The sequence below is a fragment of the Mycobacterium sp. E802 genome, from assembly GCF_001666875.1.
Lineage (GTDB): Bacteria > Actinomycetota > Actinomycetes > Mycobacteriales > Mycobacteriaceae > Mycobacterium.
The window spans coordinates 41,209-67,733 of the sequence record NZ_LZJD01000062.1; the positions used below are offsets into that span (position 1 = coordinate 41,209).

Annotated in this window: 28 protein-coding genes; 14 read left to right on the top strand and 14 right to left on the bottom strand. The window is 66.6% G+C overall.

What is annotated here, in order from left to right:
• Positions 1 to 11 precede the first annotated feature (11 nt).
• Positions 12 to 734 carry an RNA polymerase sigma factor SigF gene (locus A5699_RS09390; RefSeq protein ID WP_231965661.1) on the top strand — a complete coding sequence of 241 codons (723 nt, stop codon included), beginning with the start codon at positions 12 to 14 and terminating at the stop codon, positions 732 to 734.
• Here the strand turns inward: A5699_RS09390 and A5699_RS09395 are convergent.
• A complete protein-coding gene (locus tag A5699_RS09395; protein WP_067768482.1) occupies positions 705 to 1,127 on the bottom strand; it encodes an STAS domain-containing protein in 423 nt (140 codons plus the stop codon). The genes A5699_RS09390 and A5699_RS09395 overlap by 30 nt on opposite strands.
• A 212-nt stretch (positions 1,128 to 1,339) precedes the next feature.
• Between A5699_RS09395 and A5699_RS09400 the strand changes: the two genes are divergently transcribed.
• Positions 1,340 to 1,897, top strand: a complete 558-nt coding sequence (locus A5699_RS09400; protein ID WP_067768484.1) for an NTP transferase domain-containing protein — start codon at positions 1,340 to 1,342, stop codon at positions 1,895 to 1,897.
• Between the two features lie 31 nt (positions 1,898 to 1,928).
• Here the strand turns inward: A5699_RS09400 and A5699_RS09405 are convergent, their stop codons facing one another.
• Both A5699_RS09405 and A5699_RS09410 read right to left on the bottom strand, forming a co-directional pair.
• Positions 1,929 to 2,261: a hypothetical protein gene (locus A5699_RS09405; RefSeq protein ID WP_067768486.1), complete on the bottom strand. Its 333-nt coding sequence runs from the start codon at positions 2,259 to 2,261 to the stop codon at positions 1,929 to 1,931.
• An 83-nt stretch (positions 2,262 to 2,344) separates the two neighbouring features.
• Positions 2,345 to 4,141: an acetyl/propionyl/methylcrotonyl-CoA carboxylase subunit alpha gene (locus tag A5699_RS09410; protein ID WP_067768488.1), complete on the bottom strand. Its 1,797-nt coding sequence runs from the start codon at positions 4,139 to 4,141 to the stop codon at positions 2,345 to 2,347.
• Between the two features lie 201 nt (positions 4,142 to 4,342).
• Between A5699_RS09410 and A5699_RS09415 the strand changes: the two genes are divergently transcribed.
• Positions 4,343 to 5,068 (top strand): DUF6199 family natural product biosynthesis protein, encoded by a 726-nt coding sequence (locus A5699_RS09415; RefSeq protein ID WP_067768490.1) that lies wholly within the window; start codon positions 4,343 to 4,345, stop codon positions 5,066 to 5,068.
• A 12-nt stretch (positions 5,069 to 5,080) separates the two neighbouring features.
• Here the strand turns inward: A5699_RS09415 and A5699_RS09420 are convergent, their stop codons facing one another.
• Genes A5699_RS09420 through A5699_RS09430 form a run of 3 tightly spaced genes read right to left on the bottom strand, consistent with a single transcriptional unit; the run spans position 5,081 to position 6,660 of the window.
• A complete protein-coding gene (locus tag A5699_RS09420) occupies positions 5,081 to 5,500 on the bottom strand; it encodes a SufE family protein (protein WP_067768492.1) in 420 nt (139 codons plus the stop codon).
• Positions 5,497 to 6,393, bottom strand: coding sequence for a sulfurtransferase (locus A5699_RS09425; protein WP_067768495.1), 897 nt, complete (start codon positions 6,391 to 6,393; stop codon positions 5,497 to 5,499). The genes A5699_RS09420 and A5699_RS09425 overlap by 4 nt, the downstream gene beginning before the upstream one ends.
• A gap of 39 nt (positions 6,394 to 6,432) precedes the next feature.
• The gene (locus A5699_RS09430) at positions 6,433 to 6,660 is read right to left on the bottom strand and encodes a hypothetical protein (protein ID WP_231965657.1); all 228 of its coding nucleotides are present in this window, start codon (positions 6,658 to 6,660) and stop codon (positions 6,433 to 6,435) included.
• Positions 6,661 to 7,012: 352 nt separating this feature from the next.
• On the opposite strand from A5699_RS09430, the gene A5699_RS09435 reads away from it, so the two are divergent.
• On the top strand, positions 7,013 to 8,653 hold the full coding sequence (locus A5699_RS09435; RefSeq protein WP_067768498.1) for an ATP-dependent DNA helicase RecQ: 1,641 nt from the start codon (positions 7,013 to 7,015) through the stop codon (positions 8,651 to 8,653).
• A gap of 10 nt (positions 8,654 to 8,663) precedes the next feature.
• Here A5699_RS09435 and A5699_RS09440 read toward each other — a convergent pair whose 3' ends face one another.
• A complete protein-coding gene (locus A5699_RS09440) occupies positions 8,664 to 9,503 on the bottom strand; it encodes an SDR family oxidoreductase (RefSeq protein WP_067768500.1) in 840 nt (279 codons plus the stop codon).
• Between the two features lie 137 nt (positions 9,504 to 9,640).
• Between A5699_RS09440 and A5699_RS09445 the strand changes: the two genes are divergently transcribed.
• Entirely contained in the window at positions 9,641 to 10,747 is a 1,107-nt protein-coding gene (locus tag A5699_RS09445; RefSeq protein ID WP_067768502.1) for an alpha/beta fold hydrolase, read from the top strand.
• A 20-nt stretch (positions 10,748 to 10,767) separates the two neighbouring features.
• Here A5699_RS09445 and A5699_RS09450 read toward each other — a convergent pair whose 3' ends face one another.
• The 4 genes from A5699_RS09450 to A5699_RS09465 form a co-directional block, all read right to left on the bottom strand.
• A complete protein-coding gene (locus tag A5699_RS09450) occupies positions 10,768 to 10,995 on the bottom strand; it encodes an acyl carrier protein (RefSeq protein ID WP_067768504.1) in 228 nt (75 codons plus the stop codon).
• A gap of 78 nt (positions 10,996 to 11,073) precedes the next feature.
• Positions 11,074 to 11,712: a nucleoside triphosphate pyrophosphatase gene (locus tag A5699_RS09455; RefSeq protein WP_067768506.1), complete on the bottom strand. Its 639-nt coding sequence runs from the start codon at positions 11,710 to 11,712 to the stop codon at positions 11,074 to 11,076.
• An 11-nt stretch (positions 11,713 to 11,723) separates the two neighbouring features.
• A complete protein-coding gene (locus tag A5699_RS09460) occupies positions 11,724 to 11,996 on the bottom strand; it encodes an acyl-CoA carboxylase subunit epsilon (protein WP_067768508.1) in 273 nt (90 codons plus the stop codon).
• Entirely contained in the window at positions 11,993 to 13,621 is a 1,629-nt protein-coding gene (locus tag A5699_RS09465) for an acyl-CoA carboxylase subunit beta (RefSeq protein ID WP_067768509.1), read from the bottom strand. The genes A5699_RS09460 and A5699_RS09465 overlap by 4 nt, the downstream gene beginning before the upstream one ends.
• Before the next feature lie 224 nt (positions 13,622 to 13,845).
• Here A5699_RS09465 and A5699_RS09470 point away from each other — a divergent pair, with 224 nt between their 5' ends.
• The 3 genes from A5699_RS09470 to A5699_RS09480 are packed head-to-tail and all read left to right on the top strand — an operon-like array spanning position 13,846 to position 18,166.
• Positions 13,846 to 15,495, top strand: a complete 1,650-nt coding sequence (locus A5699_RS09470; RefSeq protein ID WP_067768510.1) for an AMP-binding protein — start codon at positions 13,846 to 13,848, stop codon at positions 15,493 to 15,495.
• Positions 15,492 to 17,036 carry an FAD-binding protein gene (locus tag A5699_RS09475; RefSeq protein WP_067768513.1) on the top strand — a complete coding sequence of 515 codons (1,545 nt, stop codon included), beginning with the start codon at positions 15,492 to 15,494 and terminating at the stop codon, positions 17,034 to 17,036. Before A5699_RS09470 ends, A5699_RS09475 begins: the two co-directional genes overlap by 4 nt.
• Complete coding sequence (locus tag A5699_RS09480) at positions 17,033 to 18,166, top strand: Rieske 2Fe-2S domain-containing protein (protein WP_067768515.1); 1,134 nt, start codon at positions 17,033 to 17,035, stop codon at positions 18,164 to 18,166. The genes A5699_RS09475 and A5699_RS09480 overlap by 4 nt, the downstream gene beginning before the upstream one ends.
• Here the strand turns inward: A5699_RS09480 and A5699_RS09485 are convergent.
• Positions 18,145 to 18,867: a hypothetical protein gene (locus A5699_RS09485; RefSeq protein WP_067768516.1), complete on the bottom strand. Its 723-nt coding sequence runs from the start codon at positions 18,865 to 18,867 to the stop codon at positions 18,145 to 18,147. The two genes, A5699_RS09480 and A5699_RS09485, sit on opposite strands and share 22 nt — an antisense overlap.
• 657 nt (positions 18,868 to 19,524) lie before the next feature.
• Between A5699_RS09485 and A5699_RS09490 the strand changes: the two genes are divergently transcribed.
• The 6 genes from A5699_RS09490 to A5699_RS09515 are packed head-to-tail and all read left to right on the top strand — an operon-like array spanning position 19,525 to position 25,593.
• Positions 19,525 to 19,953, top strand: coding sequence for a DapH/DapD/GlmU-related protein (locus A5699_RS09490; protein ID WP_369806679.1), 429 nt, complete (start codon positions 19,525 to 19,527; stop codon positions 19,951 to 19,953).
• Positions 19,944 to 21,188: a WcaI family glycosyltransferase gene (locus A5699_RS09495; protein ID WP_067768517.1), complete on the top strand. Its 1,245-nt coding sequence runs from the start codon at positions 19,944 to 19,946 to the stop codon at positions 21,186 to 21,188. Before A5699_RS09490 ends, A5699_RS09495 begins: the two co-directional genes overlap by 10 nt.
• On the top strand, positions 21,185 to 22,426 hold the full coding sequence (locus A5699_RS09500; RefSeq protein ID WP_067768519.1) for a hypothetical protein: 1,242 nt from the start codon (positions 21,185 to 21,187) through the stop codon (positions 22,424 to 22,426). Before A5699_RS09495 ends, A5699_RS09500 begins: the two co-directional genes overlap by 4 nt.
• 1 nt (position 22,427) lies before the next feature.
• Positions 22,428 to 23,801, top strand: coding sequence for a hypothetical protein (locus A5699_RS09505; protein ID WP_157561173.1), 1,374 nt, complete (start codon positions 22,428 to 22,430; stop codon positions 23,799 to 23,801).
• Positions 23,798 to 24,964: a glycosyltransferase gene (locus A5699_RS09510; RefSeq protein ID WP_067768523.1), complete on the top strand. Its 1,167-nt coding sequence runs from the start codon at positions 23,798 to 23,800 to the stop codon at positions 24,962 to 24,964. The genes A5699_RS09505 and A5699_RS09510 overlap by 4 nt, the downstream gene beginning before the upstream one ends.
• Positions 24,961 to 25,593 (top strand): YdcF family protein, encoded by a 633-nt coding sequence (locus A5699_RS09515; RefSeq protein WP_231965659.1) that lies wholly within the window; start codon positions 24,961 to 24,963, stop codon positions 25,591 to 25,593. Before A5699_RS09510 ends, A5699_RS09515 begins: the two co-directional genes overlap by 4 nt.
• 17 nt (positions 25,594 to 25,610) lie before the next feature.
• Here the strand turns inward: A5699_RS09515 and A5699_RS09520 are convergent, their stop codons facing one another.
• Positions 25,611 to 26,000 (bottom strand): hypothetical protein, encoded by a 390-nt coding sequence (locus A5699_RS09520; RefSeq protein ID WP_067768524.1) that lies wholly within the window; start codon positions 25,998 to 26,000, stop codon positions 25,611 to 25,613.
• Positions 25,997 to 26,389, bottom strand: coding sequence for a hypothetical protein (locus tag A5699_RS09525; protein ID WP_067768525.1), 393 nt, complete (start codon positions 26,387 to 26,389; stop codon positions 25,997 to 25,999). The genes A5699_RS09520 and A5699_RS09525 overlap by 4 nt, the downstream gene beginning before the upstream one ends.
• Positions 26,390 to 26,525 lie beyond the last annotated feature (136 nt).

Here is a 26,525-nt window from a genome sequence, read left to right on the forward strand (position 1 = left end):
ACGTTCGCGACATGTTTCGCGAACTCAGCGAACTGTCCGAGGACGCGCCGGGATTCGAACGGCAGCGCGAGCGGATCGTGCAGCGCTGCCTCCCACTGGCCGATCACATCGCTCGGCGTTTCGACGGACGCGGGGAGCCCCGCGAGGACCTGGTGCAGGTGGCGCGTGTCGGTCTCGTCAACGCGGTGAACCGGTTCGACGTCGAAGCCGGGTCGGACTTCGTGTCGTTCGCCGTGCCCACGATCATGGGCGAGGTTCGGCGTCATTTCCGCGACAACAGCTGGTCGGTCAAAGTTCCGCGCCGGCTCAAAGAACTCCATCTGCGGCTGGGCGCCGCGACGGCCGAGCTGTCCCAGCGGTTGGGGCGGGCACCGACGGCCTCTGAACTGGCCGCCGAACTGGACATGGACCGTGAAGAGGTGGTGGAAGGCCTCGTCGCGGGCAGCTCGTACAACACCCTGTCGATCGACAGCGGTGGCGGCGGCGACGAGGATGCGCCGGCGATCGTCGACACCCTCGGCGACATGGATACCGGTCTGGACCAGATCGATAACCGGGAGACTCTGCGCCCGTTGCTGGCCCAACTACCCGAGCGGGAGCGGACCGTGTTGGTGCTCCGGTTCTTCGAATCCATGACGCAGACGCAGATCGCCGAACGGGTCGGCGTCTCACAGATGCACGTATCGCGACTGCTGGCGAAATCGCTAGCGCGACTTCGTGACCAGCTGCAGTAACGGCGTCTTGCCGTTCAGTGCGGACAGTGCCGCAGCCACGTTGTAGCACGCGCGTATCCCGGAATCGGGATCGCAGATCCGCAGCAGCCGGTTCACGGATTTACTGGGCACCAACACCCAGTCGACGGCGTCGGCCGAGCAGTGGTCCGCGATGGTTCTGAGGGCGGAGAATCCTGCCGTACCGAAAAAATCGACATTCGCCAGGTCGACCACGAGCCGTTCGGAATCGGCGCTGTTCCGCAGTGCGTACTCGGCGAACGCCGTGGCGTTTGCCGCGTCGATTTCGCCTCGGGCGCTGATCACCGCCGTCGCGGGCGGCAACCGACGGGTGGCGAATGCGGCGGGTGAGTCCTCGGAGTGGTTGATCAGGGCGTTTCCTGAAATGACAGACATGTGTGGCTCCATCAGTCGTAATACATGTATTCGTACTGTTGGTGCGGCGTCAGTCGACGATGGTGCAAGTTCCCGGGCTGTCGACAACGTGCCGCGGCTGTGAACTCAACCTGTCTCGAACCCTACCGCTGTCCATGTCACCCGCCAATTGGTTCGGCCGGATTCTTAAGCCCTGCTCAGGTCGCCGGACTCCCGCGGGCAGACTTACCGGTATGTCGAATGGTAAGCCGGACCCTGCCACGGTCACCGGTATCGTCCTGGCCGCCGGCGCGGGGAGCCGGTTCGGGATGCCGAAAGTCCTTGCCGGGGACGGTGTTTGGCTCAAGCGAGCGGTAGCCGCGTTGGACGACGGTGGCTGCGACGATGTGATCGTGGTGTTGGGTGCGGCAGTGGTGGGAGTGCCTGAACCGGCACGCGCGGTGATTGCCGAACAATGGAACGAGGGCATGAGTGCCTCCGTGCGTGAGGGCGTGGCGGCCGCAGGCGCAGCGGAATGGGTTGTCCTGCATACCGTCGACACCCCCGACATCGGCGCCGACGTGGTGGCCCGGGTGCTGAGCGCGGCGCGCGCGGGCGGTTCCGGTCTGGCCCGCGCCGGCTACGGGGGCCGGCCGGGGCATCCGGTTGTCGTGGCCCGCCGGCATCTTGCGGCGCTCATCGCGACCCTGCACGGTGACCAGGGCGCAAGGGTGTTTCTGCGCGGACGCGACGACGTCGCCGTCGTCGAGTGCGGTGATCTGGCCACCGGCCTCGACGTCGACGAGCGTTGAGGTGATCGGAGTCAGCGGAACGCGTATCCGCTCAGGTGTGCACCTCAAGCCCGAGTACGGCCGCGGCGTACCGGCGCACGGTGTCTTCCGATATCGCGGCGGCGTCCTCGAAGCCCGGGCGCCCGCGGCTGCTCAGGTATCCGGTGACGGGATCGAGGATGACCTCGGCGAGTAGTTCGCCGGTGGTCGGTTCGCAGACCGCCCACGTGTAGCGGGTGTCATCGGCCCAGCCGTCGGCGGCGTCGTGCACGTAATCCAGGTCGTCCTCACCCAGATCGGCCAGCGCAGGCCGGTCGTCGACCCGGTCGTCGGCGCGCAGCCCACGCAGGTACCACTGGCCGTTGTTGATCTCTACGGGTTCCATGGGACCTCCAAGAAAGCCGAATGGCCACTTATGGCACAGGATTGACGAGAATCCGTGCCGTAAGTGGCCACTCGACGGATGTGTTACTTGATCTCGGCGATCACGGTGCCCTGGGTGATGGCGGCACCGGCCTCGACGGCCAGGCCGGTGATGACGCCGTCCTTGTGGGCGGTCACCGGGTTCTCCATCTTCATGGCTTCCAGCACCACGACGAGGTCGCCGGCGGCCACTTCCTGGCCTTCTTCGACGGCCACCTTGACCACGGTGCCCTGCATCGGCGCGGTCACCGAGTCACCGGAGGCCGCCGCACCGCCACCGCCGCCGCGCTTGCGGGCCTTGGGCTTCTTCCGGACGACGCCGGGAGCCGCGGCACCGCCGCCACCGCCGATCGCCAGGTCGCCGGGCAGCGAGACCTCGAGACGACGGCCACCGACCTCGACGACCACGGTCTGGCGCGGGACGGTGTCCTCTTCCTCGATCGGGTCGCCACCGGTGAACGGCTCGACGGTGTTGTTCCACTCGGTCTCGATCCACCGGGTGTGCACGTCGAACTTCTCGCCGTCACCGATGAAGGCGGGGTCGGAGACCACGGCGCGGTGGAACGGGATGACGGTGGCCAGACCCTCCACGTGGAACTCGGCCAGGGCCCGGCGCGAGCGGTCCAGCGCTTCTTCACGGGTGGCGCCGGTGACGATGAGCTTGGACAGCATCGAGTCGAACTGGCCACCGATGACCGAACCGGCCTCGACACCGGAGTCCAGTCGCACACCGGGACCGGTGGGGATGTCGTAGCGGGTGACGGGTCCGGGGGCGGGCAGGAAGCCGCGGCCGGCGTCCTCACCGTTGATCCGGAACTCGAAGGAGTGTCCACGCGGGGTCGGGTCCTCGGTGATGTCCAGCGCCTCGCCGTTGGCGATCTTGAACTGCTGGCGCACCAGGTCGATGCCGGAGGTCTCCTCGGTGACCGGGTGTTCCACCTGCAGGCGGGTGTTGACCTCCAGGAAGGAGATCAGGCCGTCCTGGCCGACCAGGTATTCGACGGTGCCCGCACCGTAGTAACCGGCCTCCTTGCAGATGCGCTTGGCCGACTCGTGGATCTCCTTGCGCTGCGCCTCGGTCAGGAACGGGGCCGGGGCCTCTTCGACCAGCTTCTGGAAGCGGCGCTGCAGTGAGCAGTCGCGGGTGCCGGCGACGACGACGTTGCCGTGGGTGTCGGCGATGACCTGGGCCTCGACGTGGCGCGGCTTGTCCAGGTAGCGCTCGACGAAGCACTCACCGCGGCCGAAAGCCGCGATCGCCTCACGGGTCGCCGACTCGAACAGCTCGGGGATCTCCTCAAGCGTGCGGGCCACCTTCATGCCGCGACCGCCACCGCCGAAGGCGGCCTTGATCGCGACCGGCACGCCGTACTCCTTGGCGAACGCGACGACCTCGTCGGCGTCCTTGACCGGGTCCGGGGTACCCGGCACCAGCGGCGCCTTGGCGCGGGCGGCGATGTGGCGGGCGGTGACCTTGTCACCCAGGTCGCGGATGGACTGGGGGCTCGGCCCGATCCAGATCAGCCCGGCGTCGAGCACAGCCTGGGCGAAGTCGGCGTTCTCCGACAGGAAGCCGTAACCCGGATGGATGGCGTTGGCGCCGGACTTGGCGGCGGCGTCCAAAAGTTTTTCGAAGACCAGGTACGACTCGGCTGAAGTCTGGCCGCCCAGGGCGAAGGCTTCGTCGGCGAGTCGTACGTGCGGTGCATCGGCGTCCGGCTCGGCGTACACGGCCACGCTGGCCAGTCCGGCGTCTTTGGCGGCGCGGATCACCCGGACCGCGATCTCCCCGCGATTGGCGACCAGCACCTTGGAGATCTTTGAGCTGGCGTGGTTGGCCACGGTGCCTCCTCGGCAGTTCTCTAAGAAACGTCTTTAAGAATCTATCGCGGGCAGTTTATGCGCCGCACCTTGAGGCTTCTGAAACCGGTGTCGGTTACCGGTGAGTAGCTTTCTGCACGGATCTGTCAGCTGTCCCATCTCTCCTGTTGACGAGCAGATTTGCCGCGTTCACCGGCCGTCGCACCCCACTACTCTTCTTCCATGGGCGCGGGGATCTTCGTCATCGTTGTCGGCGTGTTGGTCGGTGGGGCCCTCGCGGCCTCACCCCGTCGCCTGTGGTGGGCCATGCAGTCCTGGAAGTTCAAGAACCCAGAAGCGAACGAACCCAGCGACATCGCTTACGGAATGACCCGGGCCAGTGGGGTTTTCGTGATCATCGTTTCGCTGGTTCTCGGTGGCGTCTTCATCGGTGACGAGATATCGAAGTCAGCGGCCGACAAACGCCAGCGCGAGGCTGAAGCGCAGCAGCGGGCCGCCGAGGCCGCCTTCGTGGTGCCGCCGCCGGAGCAGCGTGGGCCCTTGCCGGTGATCGGATACTTCGCCGAACCGACAGCCCGAGGCGCCACGATCACGGTGTACTACCAAGCGCCCGCTATCGCTGTGGACCAATACTTCCGCTCTATGTCGAATGGCGACAGCTATCCCTGTTACACCTCGCCCATCGTGAATCCGGCTGGCGAGGAGCGGATTACGGTTTCGCCCGAACTCATTTGGGCGCCAGAGAAATTGGGTGACATGTCAAAGGTGGGCGCCTGTCGACCTGGCGAGGGTCTTGCTGTCCGTGCAGTCCAGGTGGACGATGCTGCGGTAGGCACCACCGTCGTCACCGACTCAGCCATCATCGATCCAAACGGAACCGAGATCCGGCCCGCGACGCCCGGCAACTCCGTTCCGAAACTCTCCGCGAAACTTCGGACGAACCGGTAAAGGCTGGGGTCCTCAGCCTGCGCGCAACCGCCGCTTGATCCGGGCCAGCATGGCCGACATGCCGCGCAACCGCAGCGGGCTGATCAATGCGCCCAGTCCCAGTGCGGTGTAGAAGTCGTCGGGCACCGCCAGGATGTCGTCGGCTGACTGTCCGTCCAGTCCGGTGGCCAGGATCGCGGCGAACCCTCGCGTGGTCGGGGCTTCCGGGGGAGCACTGAAGAACAACCGCACATTGCCCCGGTCGGAGGCGTCGACGTCCAGAAACAGCGGTGACTGGCACTCCGGGACGGGCTCCATCGCCGCCTCTTCGAGGTGGGTCGGCAATGGCGGCAGGTCGTTGGCGAACTCCAGCAGCAACTGCAGCTTGTCCTGGCCGGCCACCTCCTGGAAGTCGGAGACGACCTCCGCCAGGGCGGTCGGCATCGAACTCATGAGGCGCCCGGGGCGTCACCTGGGTCAGGGCCGACCGCGACCGGCACCCGGACGGCATTGCCCCACTCGGTCCAGGAGCCGTCGTAGTTGCGCACCCCCGGCAGGCCGAGCAGGTGAGTCAGTACGAACCAGGTATGGCTGGACCGCTCGCCGATCCGGCAGTACACCACCGTCTCGTCCTCGGGCGTGAGGAAGCTGTACAGCTCCTCGAGTTCGGCGCGGCTGCGGAACTGACCGCTGTCTTTGGCGGCCTTGGCCCACGGAATCGACTTTGCGGTGGGGATGTGGCCGCCGCGAAGCGCACCCTCTTCGGGGTAGTCGGGCATGTGCGTACGTTCGCCGGTGTATTCCTGCGGCGAGCGGACGTCGATCAACGGCTGCTTGCCGAGGATGGCGAGGACGTCGTCCTTGTAGGCCCGGATCGGGGCGTCGTTGCGCTCTACCACCGGATAGCCGCTGGACTGGCGGGTGGGCACCTCGAGGGTGGTGTCGCGGCCATGGGAGACCCACAGGTCGCGGCCGCCGTCGAGCAGGCGCACGTCCGGGTGGCCGAACAGGGTGAACACCCACAGCGCGTAGGCGGCCCACCAGTTGCTCTTGTCGCCGTAGATCACGACGGTGTCGTCGCGGCTGATGCCCTTGCGGTCCATCAACTCGGCGAACTGCTCGCCGTCGATGTAGTCGCGGACGTTGGGATCGTTGAGGTCCAGATGCCAGTCGATCTTGACGGCACCCGGGATGTGGCCGGTGTCGTAGAGCAGGACGTCCTCGTCGGACTCGACGATGGCCAGGCCGGGCCGGCCCAGGTTGCTGGCCAACCAGTCGGCGGTGACCAGGCGCTCCGGATGGGCGTACTCGGCGAGGGTGGGGCTGGGATCAGCAGGCAGCGGCACACCATGAGCCTACCGTCGGCCCGGTAGCCGACGCTGCGCCTATGCGGTGAACGCCACCTCGTAGGCCACCGCGTAGCGGCGGGCACCGTTGTTCGCGCGGAACAGCGAGCCCCCGTTCTGGGACCACGTCACCACCCGCAGCAGACGCTTACCCGGCGACAGGCGCTTGGTGATGATGTCGGCAAATGCGGCGCGCAACCGCTCCAGATCGCATGTTTCGAAGTCGCGTGCCACGCGAACATCCCACATTGTTTCTTCGACTGGCATGCAGCGAGTGTCCGCCGACCGCGGGCCGGTTCCGGGCAACCGGTCCGGCGCGGGCGGGTTGCGGTTGTGTTGCGATCCGGACACGCCGCGTACCGCACCGGCTCTCGGGCCGGGCGTTTGTGCGGTCCGTTGCCGGGTATGCCCCTCGGGATGAGCGAAGCTTTCGCCGCGGCGAGGTTGGCACGGCTGCACGGAGCCACGCAACTGTCCACTCCCGCAGACTCCGTCGCTGCCCGCCAGGCGTGTCGGCTCGGCCGCAGGTATCTCCTTGACGCGGCAGCGGACGCGGGCTGGGTGCTGGCCTGGACAAGCACGTGGGCGAAAACCCGGCAACAGCGGCGATGGCAGGCCCATGCGCAAGAAACCCTTGGTGGATAACACGGTTCGGGGCCGGCTCGAGGACGTCGCCGGGCGCGTGTTCGGCTGGTCCGAACTGCGTCCCGAACAGCTGGCCGCGATGGAAGCCATCATGTCTGAGCGTGACGTTCTCGCGGTGCTGCCGACCGGGGCCGGGAAGTCGGCGATCTACCAGGTTCCCGCGGTGCTGAAGGAGGGCGTCACCGTGGTGATCTCGCCGCTGATCTCGCTGCAACGCGATCAGATCGACCATCTCGCCGATGCCGACGCGCCCCGGGCGGTCGCGATCAATTCCCGTCAGTCCGCGGGGGAGACCGACAGAAACTGGCAGGCCGTCGAACACCGGCAAGTCGAGTACGTCTTCTTGTCGCCGGAGCAGTTGGCCAAGGAAGAGACGCTGTCGCGCCTTGGCGCAGTGGATGTCTCACTCATCGTGGTCGACGAGGCGCACTGCGTCTCGGCCTGGGGTCATGATTTCCGCCCCGACTACCTGCGTCTGGGTGATGTGATCGAGCGACTGGGCCGTCCGGTGGTCGCGGCCTTGACGGCAACGGCCTCACCGATGGTGCGCCGAGAGATCGTCGAACGGTTGCGGCTGCGCGACGCACTGGTCATCGCAAGCGGTTTCGACCGGGAAAACCTACGGCTGGAGGTCGAGCGGCACACGAGCGATGAGGACAAGAGGGACGCCGTCCTGTCCTGTGTTGTGGCACTGGACAAACCGGTGTTGCTCTACACCTCGACGCGAGCCGATACGCAACGGTACGCCGACGAGTTGGAACGCCGCGGGCTCGCGGTCGCGGCCTACCACGCGGGGTTGCGGGCCGGTGAACGTGATCGGGTACATCGGCAGTTTATCGACGACGAGATCGACGTCGTCGCCGCCACATCGGCGTTCGGCATGGGTATCGACAAACCCAACGTGCGCACGGTGATACATGCATCGGTGCCGGATTCGGTAGACAGTTACTATCAGCAGATCGGCCGGGCCGGCCGCGACGGCGAGGTGGCCTGTGCCCGCTTGTTCTACCGACCGGAGGACCTGTCCCTCGGCCGATTCTTCAGCACGCATCATCCGGATGAGGCTTTGCTGTCCGCGGTGTACCGCGCCCTGGGAAACAAACCGAAACGGTTGAAAGATCTGCGGGCCGAACTCGGCATCCGCGGTAGAAGGCTGACCACCGCCGTCAATCTATTGGAGCAGGCACGCGCAGTGACGGCGGGGCGCAAGGGTTTTCGCGTGGGTAGTGAGGATGTCGCGACGGCGGTCGGTCGCGCTGTGGAGATCGCCGACAGTAGTGAGCGGGTCGACCGGAGCCGGGTCGAGATGATGCGCGGCTATGCCGAAACCAGGAACTGCCGGCGTCAAAACCTGCTCGGCTACTTCGGCGAAGAACTGGCGCAGCCCTGCGGTAACTGCGACCGGTGCACCGAGCAGCCCGAAGCTGAAGTGGACGCCGGGAGTTCGCCGGTGCCGATCGACACCCCGGTGGAACACGCTCAGTGGGGCGCCGGCGTCGTGATGGGCGGTGACCGTGACACGCTCACCGTACTGTTCGACCGATACGGCTATCGGACCTTGTCGCTGTCGGTGATCCGGGAGAACCAGGTGCTCAGCCGCCGACACGACCCCTGAGCGCCGAGCGCTACAGGATCGGCCGACCGCCGGTGACCGCCACCCGGGCACCGGAGATGTAACTGCCGTCGTCGGAAGCCAACAGCACGTAGGTAGGGGCCAATTCGGCCGGCTGCCCGGCGCGGCCGAGCGGGGTGTCGTCGCCGAACGACTGGACCTTCTTCGACGGCATGGTCGACGGAATGAGCGGAGTCCAGATCGGCCCCGGCGCAACACTGTTCACCCGGATACCTTTGTCTCCCAGAAGCTGCGCGAGGCTCGCGGAGAAGTTCGCGATCGCCGCCTTGGTGGCGGCGTACGGGGCCAGCGTCGGTGAGGGCATGTCCGAATTGACCGACGAGCTACCGATTATCGACGAGCCGGGTGCCAGATGAGGTAATGCCGCCTTGACCAAGTGGAAGTAGGCGCCCACGTTCACCTTGAACGTGTAATCCCATTCCTGATCGTCGATTTCCTCCAACGTCTCGTGCGTCATCTGATACGCCGCATTGTTGACGAGAATGTCGATGCCGCCCAGTTCCTCCACCGCGCGGGCGATCACCGTACGACAGTGCTCGGGATCAGACAGATCACCGGGGATCAGGACGCAGGTTCGTCCTTCTTCCTTCACCAGTTGCGCCACCGACTCGGCGTCCTCGTCCTCGTTGAGGTAGGAGATCGCCACGTCGGCCCCTTCCCGGGCGTAAGCAATGGCCACGGCCCGGCCGATCCCGCTGTCACCGCCGGTGATGACGGCTTTCTTGCCGGCGAGCTTGCCGGAACCGCGGTAGCTGCTTTCACCACAATCGGGTACCGGGTTCATCCGGCTCTGTAGGCCGGGCACCGACTGTTGTTGATCGGGAAAGCCCATGCGCTGCTCCCTCCATATGGTTTCGCGTGGTTTCGCGCGCGGAGTACCCCGGCACTGGCAGCCGAAACGTGCCGTCGACCTGCGCTGTTTACCACCGCGCCAGCCGGGTATACCGCTTGCGAAATGAAGGAGCCGGGATGAACGCGGTGGCAACCGATCTGGCGGGCCGGAGAGTGCGGTTCGCGCACCACGTGCTCGACCTCGACGACGGGCATCGGGTAGGGGTTTCGATCGGTGGGCACGGTGTGCCGATGGTGTTCCTGCACGGCCTCGGACTGAACCGGCGTCACTATCTCCGCGTGCTCGACCGGATCGCCGCACTCGGGTTTCTCGTGGTGGCCGTCGACGTCGCCGGTCATGGTGACACCGGCGACCTTCCTTGCGACGCAGCCGAATTGGATGACCGGGCTGATCTGGTGATGCGTACGCTCGATGCGCTCGGCATCCGGCGAGCGGTCTTCGCCGGCCATTCGATGGGCGGCCGGATGGCAATTCAACTGGCCGCGACCGCGCCCGATCGTGTGCTGGCGGCGCTGTTGTTCGATGCGGCCGCAGGGGCATCGTTCGACGCTGCCCTTGAGACCGTGATGCGCTCTCCGCTGCAGATGGCCCGCACGATCTTCGGCGCGGTCTGCGACATGTACCGCGACCCGCTCCGCATGAAGATGGCCGCGGCCAACCGGTATCTGCGGATGCTGACGGCGGCGTCGATGGGCAGGTTCCTGCCGCCCAGCGGGTTCGTCGGTGCGGCGCAGGCCCTCATGCGCTCGGGCGAGTGCGCCGCGCTGCTTCGGGCGCTGCGGGAACGGGAGATCCCGACCATGGTGCTGCACGGCGGAAGTGACGGCATCGTGCCGTTCGACTGTGCCCTCGAACTGGCCGACGAGGCCGACGCGACGTTGTACCGGATACCCGACGCGTACCACTCCTGGCTCATCAACGATCCATGGCGCGGAGCCGACGCGGTACGTCAACTTCTCGAGCGCGAACTCGGTGACGTCTTGCGCGATACGGCAGTGTCGATCGGCATCGAGGACTGGCGCGACGCGCAGGCGTGGGAAGAGACGTTGATCGAACCGGGTGCCTGGCTGCGTCGGCTCAGTGCCGGCGCCAAGACGGTCGGCGCCGACAAACCCCGGCGCGTCGAGATGGAACTCTTCCGACGGACCAGGCAGTCAAAGACGGTGACGCACATCGCCTCGGCCCGCCCGGCGGCACGAACGCGGGTTCCGCGTACCGCGTGAGGTTCGTATGCCGATACCGGTCAGGCGGCCGGCGAACCCTGCAGCTTGCTGAGTAACTCGTGGCAGTACTTCGCGCGCTGAGAATCTTCGGACATCACCTGTTCGAAGAAGGATGCGACGTCGTCGAGGCCGGCATTGCGAGCATCGCGGACGTACTGGCCGTAGTCGTGACCGGCCTTCAGTGAGTGGTATTGCACCGAGATCAAATCGAACATCACGTCGCTGAACCCGGTTTCTCCGGTGGCCATGGCAACTCCAATCGTGAACGCTCTGTCGGATGTCGCGGTACTACCCAGTGGGGGCGTCGTCAAACAGACTGCGCAGCCTCAGGGCCGCGCCGAACCTTCCCACAGCTGTGCGACCGACAGCCCGGCCTCGGACAACATCCGGCGCAGTAGCGGCAGGCTCAGCCCGATCACATTGGACGGGTCGCCGTCGATGCCGTCGATGAACCAGCCACCGAGTCCGTCGAGCGTGAAACCGCCAGCGACCCCGAGGGGTTCGCCACTTTGGAGGTAGGCCTCCAGATCCGCCTCGGACGGCGAGCCGAAATGCACCGCGGTGATCCCGGTATCGGCAAGGCGATGGGTGACGGCTCCGTCATGGACGACGAGCACCGCATGGCCCGAGTAGAGATGAGCAGTCCGTCCCGACATCGCCTGCCATTGCCGCCGCGCGGTATCGACGTCGCCGGGTTTTCCGCACAGTCGCCCGTCGAGAAACAGCATCGAGTCACAGCCGATGACGACGCAGTCTGCAGCGACCGCTGCGGGCAGGTGAGCGAGCACCTCGTCGGCCTTGGCCGCGGCAAGCCCGCTGACCACCTGCTCGGGCGGGGCGTCGGCCAACGACGCGATGACGGCGTCCTCGTCGACACCCGAAACCACCACCAACGGATCGAGGCCGGCCTGGCGCAGAACGCCAAGCCGGCCTGTCGATGCCGAACCCAGGACGACCCGGGTCATTCAGATCCTCACTAGCGCCGCATGTGGGTGCGCTCCAGGAGCGTGACCCGCTGCCAGCTGAAGATCGAGTACCGCAGCTTGTCGACCGGGTGGCCCCACATGTTGCGATCGCGCAGCGCCGGCTCGGCAGCGCCGCCGCCGGCCGTGCTCAGGACGGCCATCAGCGCGGCCATCTCCTCGTCGGTGGGCTGACCGCTCAGCACCTTGATGTGTGCCTCGTGGTCGGCCTTCTGCTCGGTCTGTGCCTCGTCGGTGACGACGTCGGCCTGCGCCTCGGCGCTCACAGTGGAATGTTCCCGTGCTTCTTCGGCGGCATCTGGATGATCTTGCGCTCCAGCAGCCGCAGCGCGTTGGCCACATAACCGCGGGTGTGCGAGGGCGGGATGACCGCGTCGACGTAGCCGCGCTCGGCCGCGATGTATGGGTTGACCAGGGTGTCCTCGTAGGTCTGCTGCAACTCCAGGCGCAGCGCGTCGACATCCTGGCCCTCGGCGGCAGCCTTCTTGAGCTCGGAGCGGTACACGAAGCCCACCGCGCCCGAGGCGCCCATCACGGCGATCTGAGCCGTCGGCCAGGCGACCACCACATCGGCGCCCATGTCCTTGGAACCCATCACGCAGTACGCGCCGCCGTAGGACTTACGGGTGATGACGGTGACCTTGGCGACCGTGGCCTCACCGTAGGCGTAGAGCAGCTTGGCGCCGCGGCGGATGATGCCGTTGTACTCCTGGTCGGTGCCGGGCAGGAAGCCGGGGACGTCGACCAGCAGCACGATCGGGATGTTGAAGCAGTCGCAGGTCCGGATGAACCGGGCGGCCTTCTCCGAGGCGTTGATGTCCAGGCAGCCGGCGAACTGGGTCGGCTGGTTGGCCACGATGCCCACCGGGCGGCCGTCGACCCGGCCGAAGCCGACCACGATGTTGCCCGCGTAACCGGCCTGCACCTCGAGGAACTCATCGTCGTCGAGGATGCGGGTGATGACCTCATGCATGTCGTACGGCTGATTCGGCGAGTCCGGGATCAGCGTGTCGAGCTCGATGTCCTCGTCGGTGAGGGTGTCTTCGATCGCCCCTTCGACCGGAGCCACCGGGTAATGCGGCGGCTCGGCGTAGTTGTTCGGGGGCAGGTAGCTCAACAGGTCGCGGACGTATTCGAAGGCGTCCTGCTCGCCGGAGGCGACGTAGTGCGCGGTGCCGGACTTGGCCATGTGGGTGTGGGCGCCGCCCAACTCCTCCATGGTGACGTCCTCGCCGGTGACGGTCTTGATGACGTCCGGGCCGGTGATGAACATCTGGCTGGTCTGGTCGACCATGATGACGAAGTCGGTCAGGGCGGGGGAGTACACGTGGCCACCGGCCGCCGCACCCATGATCAGCGAGATCTGCGGGATCACGCCCGAGGCCTTGATGTTGTTGTGGAAGATCCGGCTGTACAGACCGAGGGAGACCACACCCTCCTGGATGCGGGCGCCGGCGCCGTCGTTGATGCCGATCAGCGGGCGGCCGGTCTTGATGGCCAGCTCCTGGACCTTGACGATCTTCTCGCCGTAGACCTCACCGAGGCTGCCGCCGAACACGGTGGCGTCCTGGCTGAAGATGCAGACGTCGCGGCCGTCGATGGTGCCGTAGCCAGTGATCACGCCGTCGCCCAGCGGCCGGTTGTTCTCCAGCCCGAAGTTGGTGCTGCGGTGTTTGGCCAGCGCGTCGAGCTCGACGAAAGACCCCTCGTCGAGCAGCGCGAGGATGCGCTCGCGGGCGGTCAGCTTGCCCTTGGCGTGCACCTTTTCTACGGCGGCTTCGCCGACGGGGTGCAGCGTCTCCTCGGCCCGTCTCTTGAGGTCAGCCAGCTTGCCTGCAGTGGTGTGGATGTCCACCTGATGCTCGGCGGACGGCTCGGTAACGCTCGTCATGGGTCACGATGTTATCGGTAACCCTAAGACAGGTCTAAGAGTGGTGGACGTGGCGCGCGTCACTATGTTGGGACGAGTGTGCTGTGGACTGACTCGCGCCGCTCCCCGGCCTGCCGCTGGCGCCGAAATTGCACTCAGGGACGAAATCGCGCCGACTTCTGTCCCTGTGCTCAATCTCGGCGAAGACTCGTACAACCCTGGGTTGATCCGGAGCGTGATGAGACATGCGTGACTCGATCGCTGAGATGCTGCTCGACCGGGTCGGCGACCCACGCCTCGGCCTGCGCACCCGCGACCGCGATTGGACCTGGGATGAGGTGGTCGCCGAGTCTGCCGCGCGCGGGGCGCTGGCCCAGGCGATGCGGGTGGACGGCCCGCTGCACATCGGTGTGCTCCTCGACAACGTGCCGGACTTCGTGTTCTGGCTGGGCGGCGCGGCCCTGGTCGGCGCGACCATCGTGGGGATCAACCCAACCCGTGGGGCCGCCGAGCTGACGGCCGAAATACGGCTCGCCGATTGCCAGTTGATCGTCACCGACGCCGTGGGTGCCGAGCGGCTACGCGGTCTCGATCTCGGATTGGCCGCCGATCGGTTCCTGGTGGTCGACGAGCCGGGCTATGCAGCACGTCTCGACGCGCATCGCACGGCACCGGCGCTGGCGGACGGCGTCGGGGAGGGCTCCCTGATGTTGTTGCTGTTCACCTCGGGTACGACGGGTGCTTCCAAGGCCGTCATCTGCAGCCAGGGCCGGCTGGCCCGCATCGCCTACACCGCCGCCGAGAAGTTCGGCCATGTCCGCGACGACGTGGAGTACGGCTGTATGCCGTTGTTTCACGGCAACGCGATCATGGCGTTGTGGGCGCCGGCGCTGTCGGTCGGTGCCACGGTGTGCCTGACGCCGTCATTCTCGGCGTCCGGATTCCTGCCGGACGTGCGTTATTTCGGTGCCACCTTCTTCACCTATGTGGGCAAGGCGCTGGGCTACCTGATGGCCACGCCGGAACGGCCCGACGATGCCGACAATCCGTTGGTCCGCGGCTTCGGCACCGAGGCGTCGCCCGATGACCAGGCCGAGTTCCGCCGCCGGTTCGACGCAGAGCTGTTCGAGGGATACGGGTCCAGCGAAGGCGGTGGGGCAGTGGTACTGGCTCCCGACATGCCGCCGGGGGCGTTGGGGCGGCCGGCGCACGCGGGTGTGGCCATCGTCGATCCGGAAACGCTGACCGACTGTGCCCCAGCGGCTTTCGACGAGCACGGCCGGGTGCTCAACCCCGACGAAGCCGTAGGTGAGATCGTCGACAAGTTCGGCACGCGCACGTTCGAGGGTTATTACAAGAACGACGAGGCCAACGCCGAACGCATCCGCAACGGCTGGTATTGGACGGGTGATCTCGGCTATCTCGACGAGCAGGGGTTCATCTACTTCGCCGGGCGGCGCGGGGATTGGATCCGGGTGGACGGCGAGAACACCTCGGCCCTGAACATCGAACGGGTCCTGCGTCGTCATCCCGAGGTGGTGGCGGCCGGTGTCTATGCCGTGCCCGATCCACGTTCGGGTGATCAGGTGATGGCCGCGATCGAGGTGGCCGACCCCGCCGGATTCGACGCCGGGGCGTTTGTGTCCTATCTGGCCGGCCAACCCGACCTGGGCGCCAAGGCGTTTCCGCGGTTTCTCCGGGTGTCGAAGAACCTACCGGTGACGGGATCGAACAAGGTGCTCAAGCGTGAACTGCAACAGCAGCACTGGCATACCGACGACGACGTGTATCGGTGGGTGGGACGCGGTGCGCCCGAATACCGACGCATGGGCGACGATGACAAGCGGTCGCTGGACGCCGAGTTCACCCGATACGGAAGGCAACGCTACCTATGAAGTGGGATGACGACTGTGACGTTCTGATCGCCGGGTCGGGGGGAGGCGGCGTCACCGGCGCGTACACCGCGGCGCGCGAAGGGTTGTCGGTGATCCTGGTGGAAGCCAGCGACAAATTCGGCGGCACCACGGCGTATTCCGGTGGCGGCGGGGTGTGGTTCCCGTGCAACCCGGTGCTGAAGCGCGCCGGCACCGACGACACCATCGAGGATGCGCTGGAGTACTACCACGCTGTCGTCGGCGATCGGACCCCGCGCGAGCTGCAGGAGACCTATGTGCGCGGCGGCGCCGGCCTGATCGAGTACCTGGAAGTCGACGACAATCTGAAGTTCGCGCCGATGCCGTGGCCGGACTACTTCGGCAAGGCGCCCAAGGCCAGGACCGACGGTCAACGTCACATCGCGGCCCGCCCGCTCAAGGTGGAGAAGGTCCCGCACCTGCGGGAGCTGGTGCGCGGCCCGCTGGATGCCGACCGGCTCGGCGCCGAACAGCCCGACGACTACTTCATCGGCGGCCGGGCGTTGATCGCGCGGTTCCTGAAAGCCATTGAGCAATACCGGGATACCTCGCTTCGGCCGAATACCGCATTGGTGGAGCTGGTCGTCGAGGACGGGGCCGTCACCGGTGCGATCGTCGAATCCGACGGTGAGCGGCGGGCGATCCGGGCCCGGCGCGGGGTGCTGCTCGCGGCGGGCGGATTCGAAGGCAATGACGAGCTACGGCGGAAGTACGGAGTACCCGGCGTCGCCCGCGACACCATGGGCCCGCCGGCCAACCTAGGGCACGCGCATCAGGCCGCGATCGCCATCGGCGCCGACGTCGATCTGATGGACCAGGCCTGGTGGTCACCTGGTTTGACACATCCAGACGGTCGCTCGGCCTTCGCGCTGTGGTTCACCGGCGGCATCTTCGTCGACCAGTTCGGGCAGCGCTTCGTCAACGAGTCGGCCGCCTACGACCGCATCGGCCGGGCCATCGTGGCGCGGCTGGCCGACGGGTCCATGACGTTGCCGTACTGGATGATCTACGACGACCGCGAGGGAAGCATCCCTCCGGTGAAGGCCACCAACGTCTCGATGGTCGATACCCAGCAATACGTCGACGCCGGGTTGTGGCACACCGCCGACACTTTGGAAGAGCTGGCGGCCATGATCAATGTGCCCGCCGAAAACCTGACCGCCACGGTGGAGCGCTTCAACGCCTTCGTCGCCGCCGGCCACGACGACGACTTCGACCGCGGCGACGAGGCCTACGACCGGGCGTTCTCGGGCGGCGCGTCCCCGCTCGTCGCGATCGAGAAGGGACCTTTCCATGCCGCCGCGTTCGGCATCTCCGACCTCGGCACCAAGGGCGGGTTACGCACCGACACCGCCGCCCGGGTGCTCACCGCGGACGGGCAGGTGATCGCGGGACTCTACGCCGCAGGCAACACCATGGCCGCCCCGAGCGGCACCACCTATCCCGGTGGCGGAAATCCGATCGGAACAAGCATGCTGTTCAGCCACCTGGCGGTCAAAGACATGCTAGGCAGGAACCCATGAGCGATATCCGGGAGATCGACGCCGGCGCGGAGATGACACGGTTCGCACGCGGCTGGCACTGCCTCGGGCTGGCCGAGACGTTCCGGGACGGACAACCGCACGGCATCCAAGCGTTCGGCACCAAGCTCGTCGTCTACGCCGACTCGGCCGGTGCCCTTCACGTACTGGATTCGTACTGCAGGCACATGGGCGGTGACCTGTCGATGGGGTCGGTCAAAGACGACAACCTGGCCTGCCCGTTCCACGACTGGCGTTGGGGCGCCGACGGAAAGTGCAAGCTGGTGCCGTACGCCAAACGCACCCCGCGGCTGGCGCGGACCCGGAAATGGGACACCTGCGAGGTCAACGGCCAGTTGCTGGTCTGGCACGATCCGGAAGGTTCGACCCCACCCGCCGAGCTGACCCCGCCCACCATCGAGGGCTACGACGACGGTATCTGGTCGCCGTGGCAATGGAATTCGATCCTGATCGAAGGATCGCACTGCCGCGAGATCGTCGACAACAACGTCGACATGGCGCACTTCTTCTACATCCACCACGCCTACCCGACGTACTTCAAGAACGTCATCGAAGGCCACACCGCCAGTCAGTTCATGGAGTCCAAGCCACGTCCGGACTACGCCACCCGAGAACTCTGGGACGGCACCTATCTGCGTTCGGAGGCAACGTATTTCGGCCCGGCATACATGATCAACTGGCTACACAACGATCTGGCCCCGAACTTCACCGTCGAGATCGCCTTGATCAATTGCCATTACCCGGTGACGCACGACTCGTTCGTGCTGCAGTGGGGTGTCGCCGTCCAGCAGAATCCCGCATTGCCCGCGGAGAAGGCGGAGAAACTCGCGGCGACCATGAGCCGCAGTTTCGGTGACGGCTTCATGGAGGACGTCGAGATCTGGAAACACAAGGCCCGCATCGACAACCCGTTGCTGACCGAGGAGGACGGCCCGGTCTATCACCATCGACGGTGGTACGAGCAGTTCTACGTGGACCTCGCCGACGTCACCTCCGAGATGACCGACCGCTTCGAGCAGGAGGTCGACACCACGCACGCCAATGAGCTGTGGCAGCAGGAGGTGGCCGGCAATCTGGCCGCGGGCGCGGGTCAGGCAGGGCGAACCCGGTAACGACCGGTGGAGAGGTCTTCGCTCAGAACCCCCATCGGGCTGTCGATCACGTGGTCGGTCATGCTGAGGGTGTCCCGGTCGAAGTATGCGCCCAGCGTCTCACGTTTCCAGGTTGCCGGCGAGCCGGCGTAGAGCCCCCGCCTGCGTTCCGGCGCCGATCGCTGAGTCATGGTCGAATTGGCCGCCAACACAGACTGATCGGGCAGTCGGCTGTCCTTGAGCATCACGGCCCCGCTGCCCACGAGGGAATGGTGCCCGACCGTCACCCGTCCGACCGTCTGCCGCTTGTTCACGAAATCCGGTTCGTGTGTCTGTAGGAGACAGCGGTTTCCGCCGACCGCGGCGTACTCGCGCACGACGATCGTGCCGGAACAGTCCGCGTAGTGTCTGCTGCCCAGCTTCGCGGCGTATCCGACGAACAACGTGCCGGCCTTCGGGTCGATCTGCTGATAACTCGGATGCGCCGAGATCCAATTCCACGACTCCATCGCTGCGTGATCGTCGAAGCGGGCCAGGCTCAATCCTCGGACGACGTTGAACAGTCCGAACCGGACGCCTTCGCCCACCTCGAAACGACCGACGTTCCGTACGAGCGTGGGCCCGATCCTGGCGGTGGCGGCGACGGCATGTCCGAACGACCGCAATACCCGGTTCTTGAACGACGACGGCGGCAGGACAAGCCAGCAAAGCGTTTCCAGCATGGGTTGCACCTTTCTGCGGAGTCATGCCCGAAGGGATGACGGCCAGGATCGGGCAGTCCTTGCCGAATGTACTGAACTGGTTGGACCTTCCGGCCCGCCCATGATCCGCGAAGGACAACTGTGGTGCTCATCACTTCTGGCGCCGAGCCTGGGGATTCGCGTGAGTGCGTGGTCTGCCAGGGGTTTTCGCCGTCCACATCGAGCGCGCTGCCCGGCGACGCGCATTCTGATGCGTCGCGGTACGGCGTTCGACGCACCGGGGCGGCTGCGAGATCCGGTTCAGTTGCGTATGGTCGGGTCTGCGCAAGGTCGGGGCGTCGGGGGTTGAATGCGACCGGTGTCGATGACCTGGACCAGCGACGGAGATCGTAGCCACACGTGCCGGTATGGCACCGCCGGATGTCCACAAGCAAACATTGTCGGTCGAGTTGCAGCGTGACAGCGTGATTCTCGCCATGGACGTCCGTGTGTCGCCCAAGTGACGGGAGCTTGCCACTGATCGCACCAACGTCATCACCCTCATCGATCGCACCGCCGCCGATCGGCAATCAGTTCTCGCTCGCCGGTTTCACCGGTCGGGGCTATCACCGAGGCCGAAGTCAGCCGATACAGCTCGCCTGGCTACTTGTCTCGAGATCCGTGTTGTTCCGGTGGTGGATGCCGAATCGGCTACGGATTGCGGTACTTCGGATATTCGGCGCCACAATCGGCCGGGGCACGCTGATCCGGCATGACGTGAAAATCCACTGGCCGTGGAAGCTGGAGGTCGGCGACAGTTCGTGGATCGGTGAAGACGCCTGGATTCTCAACCTCGAGAAGGTGACGATCGGTTCGAATTCGTGTGTCTCCCAAGGTGTGCTGCTGTGCACCGGGAGTCACGACCGCGCCAGCGCGACATTCGAATTCGACAACGGTCCCATCACGATCGGCGACCGGGTCTGGGTGGCCGCGCGCTCGACCGTGCTGCGCGGGGTGCACATCGGTGACGGGGCAACGATTGGCGCAACCGCGCTCGTCACCCACGATGTTCCCGCGGCCGCCACGGTCTTTGCGCCACGGTCGATGAGGGGGACGACATGCGGGTGACGATCGTCGGTATCAACTACGCGCCCGAAGTGACCGGGATCGCCCCGTACACAACGGGTATCGCCGAAGGGCTGGTCACCTGCGGGCACGACGTCACGGTGATCACCGGGGTGCCGCACTACCCCCAGTGGCGGATCGCTGACCGGTACCGCGGTGTTCGACGCCGCACCGAGAGCGTCTCAGGGGTGACCGTGCACCGCGTCGGGCACTACGTACCAACCGAACACAGCAATCGCGGGCGGATCCGCATGGAAGCCTCGTTCGGTACGGCTGCGGCCACACACAGATGGAATGATCCAGACGTCGTCATCGTCGTCAGCCCGGCGCTGCTCTCGGCCGCCGCAGTGGTGTTGCGGGCCAGGCTGTCCCGGGTTCCGGTCGGTGTGGTGGTTCAGGACGTCTACAGCAAGGGCGTGGTGGAAACCGGTGCGGCCGGTGGTCGCTCCGCAGCCCTGACCGCACGGTTGGAATCCGCGGTCTTGCGGACGGCGGATGCGGTGGCGGTGATTCACCCGCGCTTTGCCGATCCGCTGGCCGAGATCGGGGTGGACCCCAGCGACCTGGAGGTCATCCGCAACTGGACGCATATCGCCGGCGACGCTCCCGTGAGCGGATCGGCGGCGCTGCGGCAGAAGTTCGGCTGGGGGCCCGATGACACCGTGGTGCTGCACACCGGCAACATGGGTGTGAAGCAGGGCCTGGAGAACGTCGTCGCCGCAGCAGACCTGGCTGAACGCGCGGACCATCACGGCCACCGGCTGCGCTTCGTGCTGATCGGTGACGGCAACCAGCGAGCCATGCTCGATGATCTCGCGAAGGACACCCCGGCTGTCCAGCTGATCGATCCGCTACCGGAGGAGGAGTTTCGCGCCGCGCTGTCGGCCGCCGACATCCTGCTCGTCAACGAGCGGCCCGGCGTCGGGGAGATGGCCGTGCCGAGCAAGTTGACGTCGTACTTCATCGCAGGCAAGCCGATCGTCGCGGCCACGGACCCCACGAGTGGAAGTGCCGAAGAACTCCGGGCGTCCGGCGCCGGGCTGGTGATTCCACCGGGTGACCCCCGCGCGTTGGTCGAGTCGGTGCGGCATTTGGCCGAAGACGAGCAGAGCAGACTGCGGTTCGCCGGCTGTGGGGCGGCGTATGCCCGGGAACGACTCGGCGCGTCGAATGCGGTTGCCCAGTACGAGAAGTGGGTCACCGGTCTGGCCCACCGAGGACGGGGACGGGCGGCATGAGCGCGAAAGTCAGCCGTAACGACTGCTTCTACGCCGGGCAGTCGGCGACCTATCTGGTGGGTCCACTGCAGCGGGTACTCACCCCACCGCAGCTCAAGGCCCGCTTGCAGACCATTGCGGCCGCGGGCCCGCGGACTCGTCTGGGCCTGCGGCCGAACCGCGCGGCACGACACTGGGATTACGACCCCGACTGTGGCGGGATCGTGATCACCGACGGCCCGATGCCGGATATGTCCGACCCGGCCCGGGCGATGCTCGACCTGCTGGCCGACGGGCCCACGGTGCCGCCGGCCACCGTGCACATCCACGTCGCCGACCGATGGTTGTTCCTCAACTTCGATCACGGAATCGGCGGCGGCCGGCTGTTCAGCGAGGTGATCGCCGCGGCCGGTGGCGAAGGAACCGGATTCGCCGAACCGGCACCCGCGCCGGCGAGCCGCAACCCGGGTCTGCGTGCCCTGATGCACACCGTACGCACCGAACCGACGCGATTGATCCGTGCGTTGGACGAGCCGTTCCGGGGCGGCAGCGCGGCTGTGGTCCCCACCGGGCAGCTCGATGAGCGGGAAGCCCTGGCCTACAAGCGAAGTCAGCCCGGCTTCCTGGACCTGGTGCGGGCCTGCCGTGACGCCTACCTGCCACGCGCGCCGCTGTCCGCCTTCATCCTCTCGGCGTTCATGCGAACTCTGCGCGATTCCGGGATAACCCCGGAGGACGACGTCGCCCTACTCGTAGATCTCGGCAGGTATCTGCCGCCCAGAGTTGGCACGTTGTCGAATTTCGTAGGGATCGCGCCGATTCGGACCACCGCGCCGTACGAGCCGGCCTCGATCGCCGCCGCCATCGACGAGTACACGCGCGGGTGTCGCGCCCTGGTCCGGTACGGGATGGGTTACGCCGCACGGCTGCGGACCCGTCCCGCCGACCTGCCCCGGTGGCAGACCGGTAGTCGACGCGCGCGGATCGTGGTGACCGACCATGCCACTTCCGCGGCAGGCGGCAAGATCCCCTGGGCGCACACCGCGGATGGGCACCACTTCGTCCGCAAGGCGCCGGTGCGGTACTCGAACCAGATCTCGTTGGCGATCAACCGGGTTGGTTCCGAACTGCACCTCACCGCGTCGTACTACGCCGGCACCTTCGACCCCGGCACGATCAACGCCGCCCTGGAGGGCATCGTGGCGGACGGTTCGCCGTTGGTGCTCGCCGGATCCGGCGGTGCACGGAGGGGGCGGTGACGTGACCGCCGGACTCACGCCGTCTCCGAAAGGGCCCCAGGCGCGGTCGACGGCGGTGGCCACGACCGCCGACCAAGTGCTCTCGAGCGCCAGCAATGCGCTGATGGTCTTTGCGGTGGCGCAGGTTTCCCCGGCCGAACAGTTCGGGATCGTCGCGCTGCTGGTCACGGTGGCCACGACCTGGATCGGCTTCAACCGGGGTGCGCTGGGTACCGCCCTGTTGCTCACCAGCAACCTGCGGCGGGCCGAGATCGCCGCTGAAGGCGGGTACGCGATCAGCCTCTCGCTGGTGACGGCGACCGTCGCCGGTGCGGTGTTGCTGGTCCTGTCTTCGCTTTTCGGACAATTCTGGATCGGTCTGGCGTTCGCCGTCAGCCTGGTCGGCGTGCTGGGCCAGGATGTGCTCCGATTCGTCGCCATCGCCCAGGGCAGACCGCTCGTGGCCGCCGTCTGCGACGGAATGTGGGCGGCCTGGATCGTGGCGATCTACCTGTTCAACCTGCTGACGTCCGGGTTCTCGGCGGCGGCCACGGTGTACCTGTGGGGCGCGGGCGGACTGGTCTCGGCGCTGGCACTCATGGTCGTGCTGGGGACCTGGCCGCGACGCCACCGCCTGATCGACTGGTGGCGCGAATACGGCCGGGCACGGCTGAGATTCGGAATTGTCTATGCGCTCAACCAGGTTGGGGCCAGCCTGGTGACGTTGGCCGTGACGGTGGTGATCAGCGGCACCGCCGCGGCCGGCCTTCGCGGCGGAGCGAGTTTGTTCGGACCGATCGCGATGCTGGTGTCCTCGCTGCCGCTGGTGTTCGTTCCTCATGCCCGCCGGGTGTCGTCGTCGGCCGATCAGCAGTGGCGGCTGCTCGTCAAGACCTCGATGCTCACATCGGGTCTCACCTTGCTGGCCGGCGCGTTATTGGCCGCCGTCCCGGGCCCGCTCGGCTCGGCCATTCTGGGCGATACCTGGAGGTATGCCAGTACTCTCGTCGTCTATCTCGGGATCGAGTGCGCGGCGATGTGCTGGATGGTGAGCGTGTACAGCTTCTTCCAGGCTCAGGGCATGAGCGCAACGGTGTTGCGGGTCAAGTTGTTTCAGATCACCCTGCAGCTCGGCCTCTGTCTGGCGGCCGGGGTGCTGGTGGGCACCGCAACCGGTGTCGCCATCGCGCTGGCAGCCTCCGGCACCGTCGCCGCGTTGGTCGGCGTCACCTTGGTGCGGCGCGCAGCCCGGCCGGCGACCGACGTCGCGCCCGGACACCCGGGGCGCTCCAGGGGGATTGACGTCCCTGAGATTGCCGTCGCTCCGGAGCGCGAACCCTGGCCGAGCATCGATGTGCTCGCTGCGGAGATGGCTGACGGCAGGAGCGCGCGATGACAGCAGCGCTTCATGTCGTCACCCTGATCACGCCCGACGGTGCCTACGGCGGCCCCGTCCGGGTGGCGTTCAACCAGACCCGCCAACTGCGCGCCGACGGCCACCGCGCTGTCGTCGCCGGTGCAGTCCGCGGATACCGCACGATCCCCACCGTCCTCGACGGAGTACCCGTCCGGCTCGCCAAGGCCCGCAACGTGATTCCCGTGCTCGGATTCTCCGGGCTGCTCGCCCCGGCCATGTGGGTGTGGATGGTGCGCAACCGCAGAACGTTCGACGTGGTCCATGTCCACCTGGCACGCGACCTGATCACCCTGCCGGCCGCGCTGATCGCCCTGATACTCGGCAAGCGGCTGATCGTGCAGACGCACGGAATGATCGCCGACAGCGACCATCCGATAGCGCCGGTCCTGGACCGAGTTCTGGTCCGCCCCATCCTGCGCCGGGCGGCCGCCGTGCTGTACCTGACCGAAGCGGAGCGCGCGGCACTGCTGCGGGTGCAACCGGCCGCGGCGGTGCAGCATCTGCCCAACGGCGTTCCGGGCTACGAGGCCGCCGCCACCGCGCGTAACGACCGAGCAATTGGTGACGACGTCGAGGTGCTCTACCTCGCACGGCTGCAGGCGCGAAAACGACCGGTCCTGTTCGTGCGAGCGGCGACCCGGCTGCTGGGGCAGGGTCGCGCGGCCCGGTTCACCCTGATCGGTCCCGACGAAGGTGAAGGCAGCGCCGTGCGTGACGCGATATCACGGTCCGGTGCCGCCCCTGACGCACTCACCTGGGAGGGGGCACTGCCGCCGGAGCGCACGACCGCGCGGATGGCCGAGGCGTCGGTGTACGTGTTGCCCTCGGTGGCCGAGCCGTTCCCGATGGCCGTGCTCGAGGCGATGTCCGTCGGTCTGCCCGTCGTGATCACCGAGAGCTGCGGACTCGCCGAAGCGGTGCGCGCCAGCGGAAGTGGCGTCGTGGTCGACGAATCCGAGGAGGCGCTTGTCGAAGCGATACAGACGTTGATCACCGATCGTGGGCTGCGCGAACGGATGAGCGCCGCCGCGCTGCGGACCGCGGCAGAGGTGTTCAGCATGGCAGCCGTCGCGCGTGAGCTTCTCGCGGTGTACACCGGCGTTCGACCCGACACCCGGCCGGAGGACAGACAACCCGCGTGACAGACGAATCGAAGGGTGACACTGTGTCGGGAGCTGCCAACGGGCGGCGGCTTCTCGCGCGGCGCGCGCTGACGGTCATCGCCACCATCGTGGTTCTGGGGTTACTGGTCGTGGCCGGTACGGGGACCGTCCTGTTCCGCCATGCGGCACAAGACGATCTGCGCCACGCCGACGCGGTGTTCGTGCTCGGCGGCGAACACGATGGCCGCGAGGATTACGGCCTCCAACTGGTGCGCGACGGCGTCGCCCCGGTGCTGGTGCTGTCCAACCCGTACCGGGCCTCCGATCCGGTGATCCGGCGGGCCTGCGAAACCCGCGTGCGCGGAGTGGAAGTGCTGTGCGTGAAGCCGAAACCTTCCACCACATTGGGCGAGGCACTGCTGATTCGGCAGTTGGCCCGCGAAAGAGGTTGGAAGACAATTGTGGTTGCCTCATGGCAGTACCATCTGCCCCGGGCTCGCTTCATCTTCCGGCGGTGTTTCTCGTCGTCACCGGATTCCACGATCATGCGTGCGGTGCCACGCGACTACCACTTGACCGCGGGCTCATGGGAATACACCTACCTGTACCAGTTCTTCGCACTCGGCAAGGCCGTCATGGAGTCAGGAGAGTCGGGCAAGTGTGAATGAGCACTACCGCTGCCGGGCTACCACTTCAGCTTGTACTGCACACCGGCGAACACATACACACTCAGATAACCCAGCAGGGCAAATGCGCTGCAATACAAGGCGGTTGTCGCCAGTGTCCGAGCGGCTCGACGAATCCCCGGCCAGGTGTGCGCACGGTCGTCGAAGGTGGCCATCGGTAGCAGCACGGTGGTGATGGGTGCGGCGGTCACCAGCAGGCCCTCACCGAACAGCAGAAGTGCCGGCGGCGAGTCCGCGGTGGCTTGCACCGCGGTCAGACAGCCCAGCAGCGCGCACACCACACAGTTGATCGCGGTGATGCGCCAGCGGTCGGCATTTCGGTACAGGTAGACCGCGGCCAAGGCGCCCACCGCGCCTCCCACGCCGAGCAACACCACGTCGGTGATCACGAGTCACCGTCCTCACGCGCAGTTCCGGGCAGCGCCAATCCCACACGGGCACCGGCAAACAACCCCGCACAGACACACCCGGGCGCCAGGACAAGATAGGCAATCGTGGCCGAGGCCGGTTGGTCCATCGCCAACGCGGTATACCCGCTGAGGCTGGTGGTGGCGCCGGCCATTCCCATGACAAACCCGCGGACTTCGGCACGAACTCGCCAGGTGAGCATGAGGCCGATCACGGTGCCACAGATGGCCGCCACGATCAGTGTGACCAGCAGGAGCGCAGCGGGGGAGGGCCATATCGCGGATAACAGGTGGTGCGCAACGGCTCCGGCTGCGGCCCCCGCGATGATCCACCACAGCTGCCCGTCACCGGCAAAACTTGAGCGCACCATCGGAATCAGGTTAACCACCAATCGACGGCGAAAGCGATTCAGGTGGTAAACGTGAGAAACATCGCGTTGTTCGGCGGTATCGGAGCACTGGTGGGCCGACACCGCCGACGGTCAACTGCTACATTGCGAAACGTAC